The organism is Streptomyces monomycini (genome assembly GCF_022271435.1).
GTDB classification, from domain to species: Bacteria; Actinomycetota; Actinomycetes; order Streptomycetales; family Streptomycetaceae; genus Streptomyces; species Streptomyces monomycini.
This window is the reverse complement of sequence record NZ_JAFIQY010000025.1, coordinates 21,956-37,198: the sequence shown is the minus strand read 5'-3', so window position 1 is coordinate 37,198 and position 15,243 is coordinate 21,956. Positions and strand designations below refer to the sequence as shown.

The window sequence follows — 15,243 nt, the reverse complement described above, 5'->3', positions numbered from 1 at the left end:
GCCAGCGCGAGCGCCGGGGGTGATGGCGTACGGGCGGGCGGCGACGGTGCGCGCGCCGGGAGTGGTGGTGTGCGTACCGGAAGGACCGGGAGGACCGGCGGAGGCAGAAGGGCCGGACGGGCCGGACGGTGTGGGGTGCGTATCGCCGGTGGCGACGTGTGCGGGGTCACGGCCGGGCCGCCTCCGTCGGTACGGGGGCGGGGGCCCCGTCGGGCGCCGGGGCGGGAGCCGGGGCGGGAGCTTCTTCGGGCGCCGGCGCGTGCGCCGAGGCGCCGGTGAGGGCGTGGAGCGCGTACCACAGCAGACCGAGGGCGGGCAGCGCGCAGGCCACGGCCGGTACGGCGGACGGACCGAGGTGGGTGACGGCCACCTCGACCGGCCCGCCCAGCGGCTCCAGGCCCGGCAGCCGGGCGGCCAGTACGCAGGCCAGGGCGGCGGCCTCCAGGGCGACGGCGGCGGCCGGGCCCGCTGCGGCAGCGGCCGGGAAGCCGTGCCGGGCGAGCAGCCGCGCCAGGAAGAGCAGGACACCCAGGGCCGAGGCGGCCGCCACCGGCCCCGCGCCGCCATCGCCTCCGCTGTCAGCGCCGCTGCCGATCGCGTCCGCCGCGGCCGACAGGGCGAGCAGCGCCGCGAGCTGCATCGCCGTGGCGATGAGCAGCAACGGCCGCACGCCGGACGCGAATACGGTCAGGAACCGGCTGTCCGCCAGCCCACGGCGCGCGCGGCCCGCGAACCAGTACGCGCACCAGGCAGCGGGCACGACCGCGCACGTCAGGGCCAAGGCGGAAGCGATGGCCAACTGAGAGCGCGCGGGCGGGAGATCGGGGCCGCCTGCCAGGACCTGCCGCAGCAGCCAGTCACCGCCCAGCGCATACCCGGCCAGCCAGCAGGTCCACAGCCCGGTGGCGCGGGCGGACGGACACCGCGCACGCAGGGGGCCGTGGCGGACGCACAGGCGCAGGGCCAGAAGCACGAGCCCTGCGCCGATCGCCGCAACGGCGAACCGTACGAGCTGAGGTGACGGGCCGTCGGCAGTCGTGAACGGTACGGGCGTGGGCGCGCGCCCGGCAGCGGCGACGGCGGCCACGGTCGAGGCACACACAGCGCCGGGCAGCAGGTGCAGCGCCACACGGACAGCCCTCCCCCGCCGTACGGGGCCGGGCGCGGGCACGGCGGGCGGCGGCGCGTCGGCGCGGGGGACGCGGGCGTACAACTCCTCGGCCAGCGAGAAGACGTCGCGGTGCCGGAAGCGGGCGGCCGTACGGTCGGTGACGCCGTGCGCCTCCAGACCGGCGGCGATCTCCATCGGGTCGACGGCCCGTTCACACAGCGTGCGGTGCTGGTGCATCAGTGTCTTCACGGGGTCGGCGGGGCCGCGCCGGGGCGGCGGGGCGGGGGTGTCCCGTACGGGCAGGGGGGCGGGGGCCGCGGAGGGGTACGGGGGCGGGGCGGCGGGGAGCGGCGGGGTCGCGCCCGCTGCCGTTCGCGCTGCCGTTCCCACTTCCGGCGGCGCTTTCGGCGTCGCGCCGGTGTCGAGGTCGGGGCCGGGGCCGGTTCCCGTGTCGGCTGTCGTCACGGTCGCGCTCCTCTCTGACGGTCGGCACCGGCTCCCGCTCCGGCGGCGGCCGGTTCGGCGAGCGGTTCGGCGGCGGCCGGTTCGGCGAGCGATTCGGCGGCGACCGGTTCGGCGACCGGTTCAGCGGCCGGGGCCCCCGGATCCGGTACCGCCCAGCTCGGTGCGCGCCCCGTCGGTGGCGTGGCCTGCGCGGCGCTGCCCGCCACGGCCGCCCAGCGGCCCGGTACGTGGGACTCGGCGGGCCGGGTGAAGAGGCGGGGCCCGCTCTCGCCGTCCGGCCCTGCGCCGGCGGCCGGGCGGCACGGCGTACGGGACATCAGCTCCAGGTAGATGCCACGAAATGCCGCGATGTTCTGCTCCACCGTGAACAGTTCGCGTGCGCGGGCGCGCGCGGCGGCGCCCAGCCGGGCGCGCCGCTCCGGGTCGAGCAGCAGCGCCAGGCACGCGTCGGCCAGCGCGCGCGGGTTGCGCGGCGGCACGACCAGGCCCGTACCGCCGATGACCTCGCAGACCGCTCCGACGTCGGTGGAGACGGTGGCGCGGCCGCTGAGCATCGCCTCCACGAGGGAGCGCGGGAAGCCCTCCGCCACGCTGGACGAGACCAGCACCGCGCCGGCCGCGTAGGCGTCCTGCGGGCGCGGCAGACCGGGGCCGCCGATCTCCTCGAAGGAGACCGGGTTGTCCCCGGCGCTCCGCGCGTCGGCGGCCTCGTCGGGGAAGAGCTGGGCGGCCAGCACCCGGCACTGCGCCAGGTAGGCGGCGTCCTCCGGGCCGGGGCCCGGGACTCCGACGATGCGCAGGGTCGCGGCGGGTTCGGCCCGGTGCACGCGGGCGAAGGCGTGCAGCAGCGAGACGAGGTCCTTGGCGGGTTCGACGGTGCCGGTCCACACCAGCGTCGCGGAGCGGTCGGCCGCCGTGTCGGGGACGGCGGCGAAGCCGGTCGCGTCCATACCGGGGTACACCGTGCGCAGGCGCTCCCGGTCCGCACCGCAGCGTTCCTGCCAGCGCCGGGTGTGGGCGTTGCCGGGGGTGACGAGGGCGGCCTGGGCGTACGTCTCGGCGGCCAGCGCGGCCTCGAAGGCGCCCAGCAGGGCGCGTACGGGGGCGCTCGACCGTGCTCCGGAGCGCGCGAGGTAGTGCTCGCGCAGGCGCACGCCGTACTCGGTGAGCAGGAGGGGCGTACCGAAGAAGCGTTTGGCCAGCAGGCCGGGGAGGGCGGCCGAGCCGCCGGCGGTGGCATGGCAGAGGTCGACCGCGGCAAGCCCGTCAGCATCGCTGCCGGAAGGGCCGGCAGAGCCGCCGTACCGGCCCGTGTCGCGCCGGCCCGTGTCGTACGGGTCCGCGTCGTACCGGGCCGCGTCATACGGGTCCGCGCCGTACCGGGCCGCGTCGTACCGGCCTGAGCCGTACCAGTCCAGGGAGAGCGGACGCAGGGCGCGTTCCAGCTCCTCGGCCACGGCCAGCAGGTCGCCCACGCGGGCGCCGTGCGCGGCACACAGCGCGCCGGGCGCGTGGCAGGCGCTCTCCAGGATGCGTACGGCCTGTTCGGAGCGGAGCAGTTCGGGCAGGCCGCCGTGGTCGCGGGCCAGCTGCGCCAGACCGTACAAACCAGCGGCGAAACGGTCCGCCAGACCCCCACGGACCGCCTGACCCCCACGGTCCGCGGCACCGTCCACCGGCGACACCGGGGGAAGGGCCCGGCCCCCGGGCGGTTCCGTCGCGATGAACCCCGCCGCGAGATCACCGAAGCACTCCGCGAACCGCCGCCGCGCGCGCCGTCCGCGCGCCCCGGCGCGCCGCCCGTCGGGCCACCATCGCAGGGCGGCGGGAAGCTCTCCGTGCAGCGGCGCGATCCGCACCACCCGGGCGCGGCCCTCCGCGCCGCCCGCACGGCCCTCCGCCCCCTGCGCCCCACGCGCCTCCGGACCCGTGCCCGGCTGTCCGGCGCCCTCTCCCGCGCCACCGCCCTGCACGCCCTCCACCGCACCGCTCTCGGGGCCCCGGTCGAGGGTGTAGACCTCGAACTCGTGGCCGGGGAGTCCGTGCACGAGCCGGTCGCGCCACGGACGCGTCTCACCGGACGCATCCGGGCCGCCACCCTCGGTGAGCAGACCAATGCGCACGAGCGCACCCCCGTTCTTCCTGATCGGCGTCGACGGCGGCGGTCACCCCCGGGGGCCCGCCGCTACCTGGCAGGAAGAAGCTACGCAGAGATTCCGGTGACACGGCGGACGGTTGTCCGTCGCGCCACCGGAAGGGGTGAAGAGACGTAACTTTCCACCCCGGTGGGCGTTCTGGCGCGCTATGTGCCGTCAGGCCACCGCGCGCAGCGCCCGCCGCCCGGCCGACACCTCCGGGTCCAGCACGGGCACCGCCGCCAGCAGACCCTTCGTGTACGGGTGCCGGGGGCGTTCGTACACCTCCTCGGTGCTGCCCTCCTCCACGATCCGCCCGCCGCGCATCACCGCGACCCGGTCGCTGACCGCCCGTACGACCGCCAGGTCGTGCGCGATGAAGACCAGCGCGAGGCCCAGCTCCCGCTGGAGTTCGCCGAGGAGGCCGACGACCTGCGCCTGTGTGGTGACGTCCAGCGCCGACACGGGTTCGTCGCAGACCAGCAGCCGGGGGCCGGGGGCGAGCGCCCGCGCGATGCCGACGCGCTGCCGCTGCCCGCCGCTGAACTCGTGCGGATAGCGGTGGTACCACGCCGGGTCCAGGCCGACCCGTTCCAGCAGTTCGCACACCCGGCGCAGCACGCGCGCGTCGTCCCGGTCACCGGCCGCGCGCAGCGGGTCGGCGACCGATTCGCCGATGCTGCGCCGCGGGTTGAGCGAGGAGACCGGGTCCTGGAACACCATCTGGAGTTCGCTGCGGAAGGGACGGAGCTGCCGGTCACCGAGGGTGCCGATGTCGCGCCCCCGGTAGCGCAGCGTCCCCGCGGTCGGGTCCAGCAGGCGTACGAGCATCCGCCCGAGCGTCGTCTTGCCGCTGCCCGACTCCCCCACGAGGCCGACGGTCTCCCCTTCCCGTACGGTCAGCGAGACCTCGTCGACCGCCGTCGTCCGGTGCCGCCGGCCACCGAACTCCCGCCGCAGCCCGACGGCTTCGAGCAGGACGCCGTCCCCGCTCCCGTCGCCGTCGCGCCCGGCGCGCGTGCCGCGCAGGGCGCGCCCGTCCGGCTGCGCGTCCACCCGTGGTACCGCCGCCAGCAGTTCCTTCGTGTACGGCGCGCGCGGCGCGAGCAGCACCTCGCCGACCGGGCCGTGCTCCACCGCCCGGCCGCCGCGCATCACCAGCACCTCGTCCACACTGCCCGCGACCACCCCCAGGTCATGGGTGACCAGCAGCAGCCCCATGCCGGTCTCCGCCCGCAGCCCGTGCAACAGGTCGAGGATCTGCGCCTGGACGGTGACGTCCAGCGCGGTGGTGGGCTCGTCGGCGATCAGCAGGCGCGGTTCGCAGGCGAGCGCCATCGCGAGCAACGCGCGCTGGCGCATACCCCCGCTGAACTCGTGGGGCCGCGAGCGGGCGCGCCGGGGGGCGTCCGCGATGCCCACGCGCTCCAGCACCTCGACGGCGCGGGCACGGGCGGCGCGCCGTGAGACGTCCGGCCGGTGCACCCGGTACACCTCGGCGATCTGGTCGCCGATCGCGTAGTACGGGTCGAGCGAGGACAGCGGGTCCTGGAACACCATGGCGGCCCGGCCGCCGCGCAGCCGCCGCAGCTCCCGCTCGTCCGCTGCCCGTACGTCCGTACCGGCGACCCGTACCGTGCCGCTCACCTGCGCTCCGGTCCCCCGGTGCAGGTCCAGCAGGGCCGCCGCGACGGTGGACTTGCCGGACCCGGACTCGCCGACGATGCCGAGGGCCCGGCCGGCGGCCAGCGAGAACGAGAGGCGGTCCACGGCCTGCACGGCGGCGGGGCCTTCCCCACCGGCGTCTCCCCCACCGGCGCCTCCCCCGTCGGCTGGAAAGGCACCGGCCCCGCCGGGAAAGGCGACCGACAGGTCGCGGACCTCCACCAGCGGATCCGGCTGCGGCCGGCCCGGCACCGACCGGCCCGGCTTCAGCAGGTCCGGCTTCAGCAGGTCCGGCTTCAGCAGGTCCGGTGCCGCTCCGGTCGTGCCCGCGGGTTCCTCGGAGGTCATGTCAGGGCCACCCTTCGGTCGGCGAGTGCGTGGAGGACGTCCGCCACGACGTTGGCGACGATGACGGCGGCGCCGGTGCCCAGGACGACACCGACGACCACGGGCAGGTCGACGACGCGCACCGAGTGGACCAGGAGCTGGCCGATGCCGGGCAGCCCGAAGAGTTCCTCGGTGAGCATCGCGCCGCCGAACATCGTTCCGAGGTCGAGCGCGGTGAGCGCGATGACCGGCGGCAGCGCGCCGCGCAGCGCGTGCCGCGTCACGACGGAACGTTCCCGCACGCCGTACGCGCGGAAGGTGCGGATGTGGTCCTCGGCCAGCGTCTCCAGCGTCGAGGACCGGGTCAGCCGGGCGTACTTGGCGGATTCCAGCAGCGCCAGCGCCGTCCAGGGCAGCAGCAGGTTCCAGGCCCACTGCTCCGGGTCCTCGGACAGCGGGACGTAGGAGGGGAAGGGCAGCCACTGGAGGTACGCGCAGAACACCATCAGGAGCAGCAGTCCGGTGATGAAGACCGGGGTGGCCGTGCCGGCGAGGGTCAGGCCGGTCAGGACGCGTTCCGTCGTGCCGCCGCGGCGCAGCGCGGACAGCAGGCCGGTGCCGACGCCGAGCAGCAGCCAGAGCACCATCGAGCCGAGGGCGAGCGACGCGGTGACCGGCAGCCGGTCGGCGAGCAGCTCCGTGACGGGCGAGCTGTTCTGGTAGGAGAGGCCGAGGCAGGGCGCGTCGCAGTGCAGTACGGCGGTGCCGGACGAGAAGTCGCGGCCGGCCACCAGCCCCTGGAGGAAGTGCAGGTACTGCGTCAGGACCGGCGCGTCCAGCTCCAGCCGTTCGCGTACCTGCTGGATCTGCCCCGGATTGCAGCGCGGCCCGCAGGCCAGTTTGGCGGGGTCGCCGGGTGCGACGTAGAAGAGCGCGTAGACGGCGACGGTCAGCAGGAAGAGGACCAGGAGCCCGCCGCCGAGCCGGCGCAGTGCGTAGCCGGTCATACGACAGCCTCCTTCTCGCGCTTCTCGCGCACGTCGTGCTTTTCCTTCTTCGGGGGCTTCTCCTTGCGGCCCGCCCGGGTGCCGATCCGCAGCCGGGACCGCTCACGCGGATCCAGCGCCGTACGGACCACGTCGCCCAGCACCGTGAACGCGAGCACGGTGACCAGCAGGAAGCCCGCCGGGAGCAGGACGTACACCGGGTCGGCCCGGAACCAGGTCGTCGCGGTCGACAGCATCTGCCCCCAGGACGCGGTGGGCGGCCGGACGCCGATGCCGAGGAAGGACAGCGACGCCTCGACCACGATGTTGCCGGGCACCAGGACCGCCGCGTACGTGATCACCGGTGCGGCGAGCGACGGCAGCAGCTCGCGCCGCGCCACGCGCAGCGGTCCCGCGCCGCCGAGCCGGGCCGCCGCCACATGGTCCAGCTTCTTCAGCGCCAGCGTCCGGGCCCGCACGATCCGCGAGGTGCCGAACCAGCTGAGCAGGCCGATGACCAGCACCAGCAGCAGCGGACGGGGGAAGTCGGCGGGCACGATCGCGGTCAGCGAGATCGCGATGACGAGCATCGGCAGCGCGGTCAGCACCTCGGTGAACCGGGAGAGCACCTGGTCGGCGAGCCGGTTGCCCAGCCCGGCCGCGAGGCCGACCACCACACCGATGAGGACCTGTACGGCCGTGGCGCCGAGCGCGATGAGCAGGGAGACCCGGGCCCCGTACAGCAGCCGCGCGAACATGTCCCGGCCGGTGCCGGGTTCGACGCCCAGCCAGTGGTCGGCGCTGATCCCGCCGTACGACCCGAGCGGCACGCCGCCGCGCGCGGAGTCGATCAGGTCGTCGTGGTACGTGGTGGGGTCCTGGCCCTCCAGCGCGGCCAGCAGCGGCGCGCCGAGGGCGAGCAGGACGAGGACGATCAGGACGGCCGCGGAGAGCACGGCGGCCGGGCGCTGCCGCAGCCGCCGCCAGACCGTCCCTTTCCGAGCAGGCGTCACCTCGTGCGGAGGGAGCGCCGCGTCGGCCTGGGGTGACGTCATGCCGGCCGTCGTCACTTGACCGCGACCTGGGAGACGTCCAGCACGCCGTCCCAGTCGCTGATGACGACGTTCTTGACGTCCTTGCCGTACAGCCGCTTGTAGACGGGGTGGAAGAGCGGTACGGACAGGGCCTGCGCGCCGATCTTCTTGTCCAGCGCGCCCCACCGGACCGCCGCCGCCTTCAGGTCGGTCAGCTTGTTGATCTCGTCGATCTCGTGGTTGACCGCCGGGTCGTCGAGCTGCGCGTGGTTGAAGTTGGAGGCGTCCCGGACGATCTGCCGGCCGTCGAAGACCGGCGCGAGGAACGGGCCGCCGGACGGCCAGTCCGCTCCCCAGCCGCCGATGAACAGGCCCGGCGCGTCGTCGACGCTGTGCACCTTCTCCTTGTAGTCGTTGTCCTCCAGGCCCTGGAGTTTGACGGTGATTCCGGCCTTCTTCAGGGCTTCCTGCACGGCGGTGGCGATGTCCGGGCCGGTCTCGAAGTTCTTGGCGGTGGAATGCGTGAGGGTGATGCTCAGCCCGTTCCCGTGACCGGCTTCCTTCAGCAGTTCCTTCGCCTTGGCCGGATTTCCGGTACGGCCCGCCGGGAACGGGTCGTACGGGGTGTGGCCGAAGGCTTCGCCGTTCGGCAGGAAGGTGGTGGCGGGTTCGGCGAGCGCGGAGCCGCCGGCGGCGTTCACGACGCTCTGCCGGTTGACGGCGTATGCGACGGCCTGGCGCACCTTCGGGTCGTCGAACGGCTTCACCTTCGGGTTGAAGGCAAGGTAGTCGGTGTAACCGAAGTGGCCGGTGCCGACCCTTTTGCCGAGCCCCGCGTCGCCGCTGATCTGCGCGAGTTCGGCCGGGCCGAGGTTGGTGTCGGTGGTCACCGCGGCGGCGTCCGGACCTGCGCCGGTGGCCAGCCGCTGGTTGATGACCGCGGAGTCCAGGCCGGATTTCACCTCGATGGTATCGGGATAGGCGTGCCGTTCGGAGTCGGTCTTCTCGGACCAGTACGGATTGCGTTCCAGAACGAGGTGTTCGCCGTCCCCGGTGTTCTTGGCGACCTTGTACGGCCCCGAGGAGACCGGGTGTTCCTCGTACTTGGTGCCGGTGTCCTTGGCTTTCGGCACCGGCGCGAACTGTGTCTGCGTGGCGAGCAGCGGGAATTCGCCCTCGGGCTTCTTCAGGTGGAAGACGAGGGTCTTCTCGTCCGGGGTCTCGATGGACTTCAGCCCGTCCTTGTCCTTGTCCTTGTAGGGCCCTTGGTAGCTTTCGCCGCCGACCAGCCAGTCCCGCAGATACGGCGCGCCGCCGGAGAGTTCGGCGGCGAAGGAACGCTCGATCCCGTACTTCACGTCGGCGCTGGTGATCGGCGAGCCGTCCTCGAACTTCAGCCCGTCCTTGAGCGTGTACGTCCACACCGTGGCGTTCTCGCTGGGCCGCCCGGTGTCGGTGGCGAGGTCCGGTACGGCCTTCGCGCCGACCGCGCCGTTCTCCCGGTTGCGGGTGGTCAGCGTACGGAAGACCAGGGTCGGTACCTTGCCGCCGCCGGAGGTGTAAAGGCGCGCCGGGTCGAAGTTGGTCTGGGGTGCGGAGTTCAGGACGGTGAGCGTGCCGCCCTTGGCGGGCGCGGCGCCCGCGCCGTCACCCGCCGCGGTGTCCTTGGGGCCGCAGGCGGTGGCCCCGGCGGCCAGCGCGACGGCCACCGCGACGGTGACCGCGCGTCTGGCGGGGGCGGAGTGACGGGGGCGGGACGGCTCGGCCATGTCGGTGGGTGCCTTTCGCAGCGGGACGTACCCGCGGAAGGCGGCGGCAGGAGGGGCGCGGTGAGGCGCGGGGCCGCCCCTGCGGACACGTTCGAGTGAGATACGTGGATACGCGGGGGACGCCCCGGCCCGGGGTCACAGGTCGCCGCGTCTCACGGCCCCGGCGGTCGCGGGCCGTCGCGGCGCGCTTCCGCGCGGCCGGGGACGGGCCTCAGCGACAGTGGATGTCGGCCACGGACTGCACGGACACGCCGATCAGCGCCAGCTCGAAAGCGGCGTGTCCGAAGGCGGTGGCAGGGCGCGGCATGGGAGGAAGACTTCCCGAATGTGCGTCCGGTGGCAAAGGTGTCCCGCGATGAGAGACGGGCCGTTCCGTATGCCGGACTTACGGGGCCGCGGGGCCGAGGGGCCGCGCCTGGCCGGGTCGGCGGGCCGGCACGGCGGACCAGGCCCGGTACACCGGCGCGGCACGCCCAGCCGCCCCCGGATCAGCGCTCTCCGAAGCCCCGGCGGCTCACTGCCCTTCCGGGAACGGCCAGGCGTTGGGGCGGCAGGTCGCGCCGTCCGTGGTCAGGAATTTGGTCTGCTGCATCATCACCGGTGCCAGCGCGCCCTGCCGCGAGCAGCTCTCGTGGTTGCGGCCGAGCCGGTGGCCCACCTCGTGGTTGATGAGCATCTGCCGGTACGCGTGCAGCTGGTCCGGCCCGTAGGTCTCGGCGCCCCGCGCCCACCGGTACGCGTTGATCATGACCCGCTCGGTCGCCGCCGAGTCGCACGACACGTTGTCCTCGGTCGTGTCGAGCCCGGACTTGGCGCACCACTTGGCGGTGGTCCCGGGGCTCGCCAGCGTGATGACGTAGTCGGCCTTGCCGGAGCCCACCCGCTCGAAGGCGCGCCGGCCCCCGTGGGCCCAACTGCGCTCGTCGTTGAGGGTCTTGTGCACCGCGTCGGCGAACAGTTCGCCGTCCAGGCCCATGCCCTCCTCCACGTCGACGCGGTAGCGCGACACCGGGCCGTGGCCGGGCGCCTTGGCGTCCCCGCCGGCCGGCTTGAACCGCCCGGAGGCCGCCAGCTTCGCATCCAGCGGGTAGGCCTTCGCCATCTTCTCGTCGTACGTGGCGGGGGCCGCCTGCTGCGTCGGGCGCGCGTTCGAGCGCGAGGCGGCGTCGGAGCCGGCGCCCCGTTCCTTCCCGCTCAGCGCCTGTGCCTTGCCGTCGTCCTGCTGCTGTTCTGCGACCTGTCCGGCCACCACGACCGCGAGCACGGTCGTCACGGCCGCCGCGGCCACACCGGTGAGGGTGCGGCCCTTGGCGATCTTCTTGCGGGAGGTGAACCGGGGCCCCTGGACGCCGAGTTCACTCGTGTCCGGGGTGGCGTCCGGCGCGTCGGCCGGGGTGTCGGCCGGGGTGTCGCCCTCCCTCGGGAAGACCACCGACCGGCCGGTGTCGCGCCCCGGCCCGGGCTGTCCGGGCCGTCCGCCCGCCGGGGTCCCGGCCACGAACACGTCGTCGTCCGCGTCCTCGGGGCCGCCGGGGCGGTTCCCTCCGGGGCCGGGCTGCGCCGCGAAGGCGTCGATGTACTCCTGGCGGGGCGCCGGTTCCCGGTTCTGCGGGACGAACGGTGAGCCGACCGATCCCGTACCGGTGGTGGTCGGGCCGAGGGCGGGCCCGGACTCGGCACCGGGCGCACTGCCGTTGTCCGCTCGTACGGATCCGCCCTGGGCGGCGTCGGTGTCGGCGGCGTCGGCACCAGCAGCGGGGGCGCCGGGGGCGCCCGGGACGGAGGCAGGGGCCCCCGGGGCGGGGGCGGGCCTGCTCGCGCCTTCGCTGCCGTCCTCGAACGGGGCGAATCCGTGCGCCGGAGTGGCCGACGCGGACTGCGGGCGCCCCTCGCGCGGTCGCGGCACGCGAGGCGTGCCGAGCGCGGGGGTGCCGTTCGGGGGCACACCCGGGGACGCGTCGTGCGCGGGGATGCCGTTCGGGGGCGTGCCGTGCGCGGGCGCACCGGCGGACGCGTCGTGCGCGGGCGCGTTCTGCGATGCGGAGCGCGCGGTCGGATGATGGTGCGGCTCGGGGCGCGTGGACGGATTCCGGGGCGCGCGTTGCGCCGGGGGCTGCCACGGTGCGCCCTGCGCCGGTCCGCGCTCGGGCGTACGGTGCCCGGCCGCGTAACGACCCGCACCCTGCGCGGGCTCACCACCCGGCGTGCGCCGCTGCTCGGCGCCGTCCGTCCGGCCGGCCTCTCCGCTGCCTCCGCCGTCCGGTCCCGGCTCCGCGCGGCGGCGCCGGCGGCCCGTACCCGGCCCGGGGGCGGGGGCAGGTCCGGCGCCACCTGCCGCGCCGAGCCCGTCCGCCTCGCCCACCTCGCCTATTCCGGAGGTGTCACCGGCGGTTGCGGCCGGGCTCCGGCGGCTGTGACGTCCCACTCGGCCTGTCAGCTCCTACTCACGTCCCGGACGCGCCACCGGCGGCGGGCTCTCCCGCACCGGCGCTCCCGCCCGCACCGGCCGCGTCCCGCGCGGCCGCGTCGTCGTCCAACAGCTCGCGGAAGGCCCGCGCCACCGTTTCCGGGTACTCCATCATCGCCACGTGCCCCGCCTCCGGCAGCGTCAGCAGCCGGGAGGCACGGAAAGCGGCGGCCGCCCGGCGTGCCATACGGAAGGAGACCAGGCGGTCGCGCCCACCGTAGACGAGAAGCGTGGGCGCGAGCACCCGCTGCGCCTGCCGCCACAGATTGTGCTGCCCGCCGAGCGTGTACGCATGGACGATGCCCCGCGCCGAGCGCGTCATCACCTCCCAGAAGTAAGGGAGTTCGAGGCGCCGTGCGTATTCCTCCGCGGCGGCGGTGAAGCCGTCCGGGGTCACCAGGGCGGGATCGCCGTAACACAGCGCGAGCACCTCACGGGTGCGCCGCTCCGGCGTCCAGTCCCGCGTCAGCCTGCTGAACAGCCGGGTCACACCGGGCACGGCGAGCAGCCCGGTCGGCACCGCGGACAGCTGCGGGCGCAGCTCCGGGAGCGCGGGCGAGATCAGCGTCAGCGTCCGCACCAGGTCCGGGCGCACCGCCGCCACCCGCGTCACGGCCGCGCCGCCCATGGAGTTCCCGAACAGGTGCACCGGCCCGCGGCCGCTCGCGTCCAGATGGCGGATGACCGCCCGCGCCTGCGCGGAGACCGAGTAGTCACCGTCGTCCGGCGGCGGGGAGTCACCGAATCCGGGGAGGTCCAGCGCCTCGCCGTCCACCTGGCCGGCGAGCAGCGGCATCAGCGCGGACCAGTTCTGGGAGGACCCGCCGAGTCCGTGGACGTACAGCGCGGACGGCAGCCCGGCCCGCGCGCCCGGCACACCCCGCACGCTCATGGTCAGGCCCGGCAGGCTCACGGAACGCACCGTCTCGCCCGGACCGACGCGCGAGGAGCGGCCCGCCGGGGGCACCGGGAGAACGGCGCGGGTGTCCGGCGCCGCGTCCGGCGATCCGCCCGGCAACCCGTCCGGCAATCCGGTCGACTCCGTCGAATCCGTCGAAGACATGGAGTCGATGTTACGAGACGATCACGCCGCCGATCGTGTGTTCGCGCTCACACACCGCATCGCATTTCGGAACCCGCTCTCTTAGGCTCGGGCAGGAAGGGCACCCGTGTGAGGAGCGCTCGCGTACGGACGCTCGCCCTGGCCTCCGGAGGACGTGAGAGAAAGGGAGCCACCATGCCCGTCGACCCGACCGACCCGGACACCTTCGAGGACGAGACGGACGCCTCGGAGATCGACGTCGAAGCGCCCGAGGCCGACGCCGCGGAGCAGCACGCGGACCTCGCGCCGCACCACGACCAGCCGCTGACCGGCATCGATCCGTCCGCCGCGAACGAGGCGGACGTCGCCGAACAGGCCCGCGTCGTGGATCTCGACGAAGACGATTACCGATGACCTGGGGCCATATGTCGGCTTCCCACAGTCTTCGGCGGCAGATTTTCTCGCCCGTGACCACGCACAGCCGGGTTACCCAAAAGTACGATGGCGGACGCGGCGCACCGCTGTGCGTGCGCCGCGGACGGAACGACACCTGGGAGGCAGCGTGAGCGCCATCGAGCAGACCGAGGCGGCACGCCCGCGGGGCACGCGCCTGCCACGCCGAGCCCGGCGCAACCAGCTCCTGGGCGCGGCCCAGGAGGTCTTCGTTGCGCAGGGTTACCACGCGGCCGCGATGGACGACATCGCCGAGCGCGCCGGCGTCAGCAAGCCCGTGCTCTACCAGCACTTCCCGGGCAAGCTCGACCTCTACCTGGCCCTGCTGGACCAGCACTGCGAGGCGCTGCTGCAGTCGGTGCGCACCGCGCTCGCCTCGACGACCGACAACAAGCAGCGCGTCGCCGCGACGATGGATGCCTACTTCGCGTACGTCGAGGACCCGGGCGGCGCCTTCCGGCTGGTCTTCGAGTCGGACCTGACCAACGAGCCCGCCGTGCGCGAGCGGGTGGACAAGGTCTCCCTGGAGTGCGCCGAGGCGATCAGTGAGGTCATCGCCGAGGACACCGGCCTGTCCAAGGACGAGTCGATGCTGCTGGCGGTCGGGCTGGGCGGCGTCTCGCAGGTCGTGGCGCGCTACTGGCTCTCCTCCGAGAGCACCGTGCCGCGCGAGACGGCCGTACAGCACCTGACCTCACTGGCCTGGAAGGGCATCGCGGGCTTCCCGCTGCACGGCTCCGAGGGGCAGTGACCCGTACCGCCGGGTACTGAACCGGGCCGCCGGGCGGCGCGCCGGGCCCGTCGAACAGCGAGCCGTACCGCCACCGGACCGCGGGCCGTGCCCGCTGCCGCACTGTGAGCCGTACCACCGGGCAGTGAGCCGTCCGCGGGTCCCGGCGGTGGCGTGTCCGGCCTGCCACGCCCCGCACTCCCGCACACCCACGCCCCTCCTCTGTTCGCTGCGGGCGTGCTCCGCGGCGCCCTGTCCGTCCGCTCACCGGGCTAATGTGTGCTGCGTACGGCGCGGATTCCGCGCACCTGCCCCGTGGCCTCGCCAGGGGGCACCGAGACCGTCGGAGGGACAAAGCCGTGGAGGTCAAGATCGGCGTGCAGCACGCGCCCCGCGAGATCGTTCTGGAGAGCGGGCAGACCGCCGAGGACGTCGAGCGAGCGGTGGCGGACGCACTGGGCGGCAAGTCGCAGCTGCTGAGCCTCGTGGACGATCACGGCCGCAAGGTCCTGGTCCCGGCGGACCGGCTGGCCTATGTGGAGATCGGCGAGCAGACCGTCCGCAAGGTCGGCTTCGGCGCGCTGTAGCCGGCCGCGGGCCCTTGGACGGGCCCGCGCGCACCCGTCACGAGCGGCGGCCCGGAGAGATTGTCTCCGGGCCGCCGCTTCGGTGTCCGGCCCGCTCGCGACTGCCTGCGCCGACGAGGGTTGCCGCGCATTCTCCCTGGGTACGACCGCCTACGACCGATTTGTGTCGTCCAACCGGTCGTAACCGCGGGAGGGATAAGCCATGATCTGGGAAGCTCTCGGCTCCGTGATCGTCGGACTCGCCATCGCACTGGCCGCCACGCGCAAGCTGCCGGGCCGGTTCCCCTCACGCCCCCTGACGCTGGCGACCGGCCCCGCAGCGGCCCTCCTCGGCGCCTTGCTCGCCCATTCCATCCTGGGCCCCGGCCATTTCTTCCAGACGCTGCTGGCCGCCGCCGGCCTGGGCGCGGCCATGCTCTCGCTGCTGGTCCGGCCCGCACACCGGCTGACGGCGCTGCGGTCCGGGGTGTGA

The 15,243-nt window shown here is 74.4% G+C and carries 13 protein-coding genes; 4 read left to right on the top strand and 9 right to left on the bottom strand.

Translation table 11 applies throughout. From position 1 onward, the window contains the following. Positions 1 to 166: 166 nt before the first annotated feature. The 9 genes from JXZ78_RS25310 to JXZ78_RS25275 form a co-directional block, all read right to left on the bottom strand. Positions 167 to 1,576 (bottom strand): hypothetical protein, encoded by a 1,410-nt coding sequence (locus tag JXZ78_RS25310; RefSeq protein WP_308281062.1) that lies wholly within the window; start codon positions 1,574 to 1,576, stop codon positions 167 to 169. Then, positions 1,573 to 3,699, bottom strand: coding sequence for a glycosyltransferase (locus JXZ78_RS25305; RefSeq protein ID WP_050503040.1), 2,127 nt, complete (start codon positions 3,697 to 3,699; stop codon positions 1,573 to 1,575). The genes JXZ78_RS25310 and JXZ78_RS25305 overlap by 4 nt, the downstream gene beginning before the upstream one ends. A gap of 189 nt (positions 3,700 to 3,888) precedes the next feature. Continuing rightward, complete coding sequence (locus JXZ78_RS25300) at positions 3,889 to 5,724, bottom strand: dipeptide ABC transporter ATP-binding protein (protein ID WP_078624692.1); 1,836 nt, start codon at positions 5,722 to 5,724, stop codon at positions 3,889 to 3,891. Next, entirely contained in the window at positions 5,721 to 6,710 is a 990-nt protein-coding gene (locus JXZ78_RS25295; RefSeq protein ID WP_030024611.1) for an ABC transporter permease, read from the bottom strand. The genes JXZ78_RS25300 and JXZ78_RS25295 overlap by 4 nt, the downstream gene beginning before the upstream one ends. Beyond that, positions 6,707 to 7,744 carry an ABC transporter permease gene (locus JXZ78_RS25290; protein ID WP_078624695.1) on the bottom strand — a complete coding sequence of 346 codons (1,038 nt, stop codon included), beginning with the start codon at positions 7,742 to 7,744 and terminating at the stop codon, positions 6,707 to 6,709. Before JXZ78_RS25290 ends, JXZ78_RS25295 begins: the two co-directional genes overlap by 4 nt. A gap of 11 nt (positions 7,745 to 7,755) precedes the next feature. Then, the gene (locus tag JXZ78_RS25285; RefSeq protein ID WP_030024613.1) at positions 7,756 to 9,492 is read right to left on the bottom strand and encodes an ABC transporter substrate-binding protein; all 1,737 of its coding nucleotides are present in this window, start codon (positions 9,490 to 9,492) and stop codon (positions 7,756 to 7,758) included. A gap of 211 nt (positions 9,493 to 9,703) precedes the next feature. After that, positions 9,704 to 9,799: an Ms4533A family Cys-rich leader peptide gene (locus JXZ78_RS41145; protein ID WP_341865892.1), complete on the bottom strand. Its 96-nt coding sequence runs from the start codon at positions 9,797 to 9,799 to the stop codon at positions 9,704 to 9,706. Between the two features lie 207 nt (positions 9,800 to 10,006). Beyond that, complete coding sequence (locus JXZ78_RS40850; protein WP_030024615.1) at positions 10,007 to 11,398, bottom strand: DUF3152 domain-containing protein; 1,392 nt, start codon at positions 11,396 to 11,398, stop codon at positions 10,007 to 10,009. Between the two features lie 538 nt (positions 11,399 to 11,936). Continuing rightward, a complete protein-coding gene (locus tag JXZ78_RS25275) occupies positions 11,937 to 13,022 on the bottom strand; it encodes an alpha/beta fold hydrolase (protein ID WP_078624693.1) in 1,086 nt (361 codons plus the stop codon). A gap of 174 nt (positions 13,023 to 13,196) precedes the next feature. On the opposite strand from JXZ78_RS25275, the gene JXZ78_RS25270 reads away from it, so the two are divergent. The 4 genes from JXZ78_RS25270 (at position 13,197) to JXZ78_RS25255 (ending at position 15,243) form a co-directional block, all read left to right on the top strand. After that, entirely contained in the window at positions 13,197 to 13,415 is a 219-nt protein-coding gene (locus JXZ78_RS25270) for an Rv3202a family protein (protein ID WP_030024618.1), read from the top strand. Positions 13,416 to 13,563: 148 nt separating this feature from the next. Further along, positions 13,564 to 14,205: a TetR/AcrR family transcriptional regulator gene (locus JXZ78_RS25265; RefSeq protein WP_030024619.1), complete on the top strand. Its 642-nt coding sequence runs from the start codon at positions 13,564 to 13,566 to the stop codon at positions 14,203 to 14,205. Positions 14,206 to 14,543: 338 nt separating this feature from the next. Further along, positions 14,544 to 14,771, top strand: a complete 228-nt coding sequence (locus tag JXZ78_RS25260) for a DUF3107 domain-containing protein (RefSeq protein ID WP_030024620.1) — start codon at positions 14,544 to 14,546, stop codon at positions 14,769 to 14,771. Positions 14,772 to 14,973: 202 nt separating this feature from the next. After that, entirely contained in the window at positions 14,974 to 15,243 is a 270-nt protein-coding gene (locus tag JXZ78_RS25255) for a hypothetical protein (RefSeq protein WP_030024621.1), read from the top strand.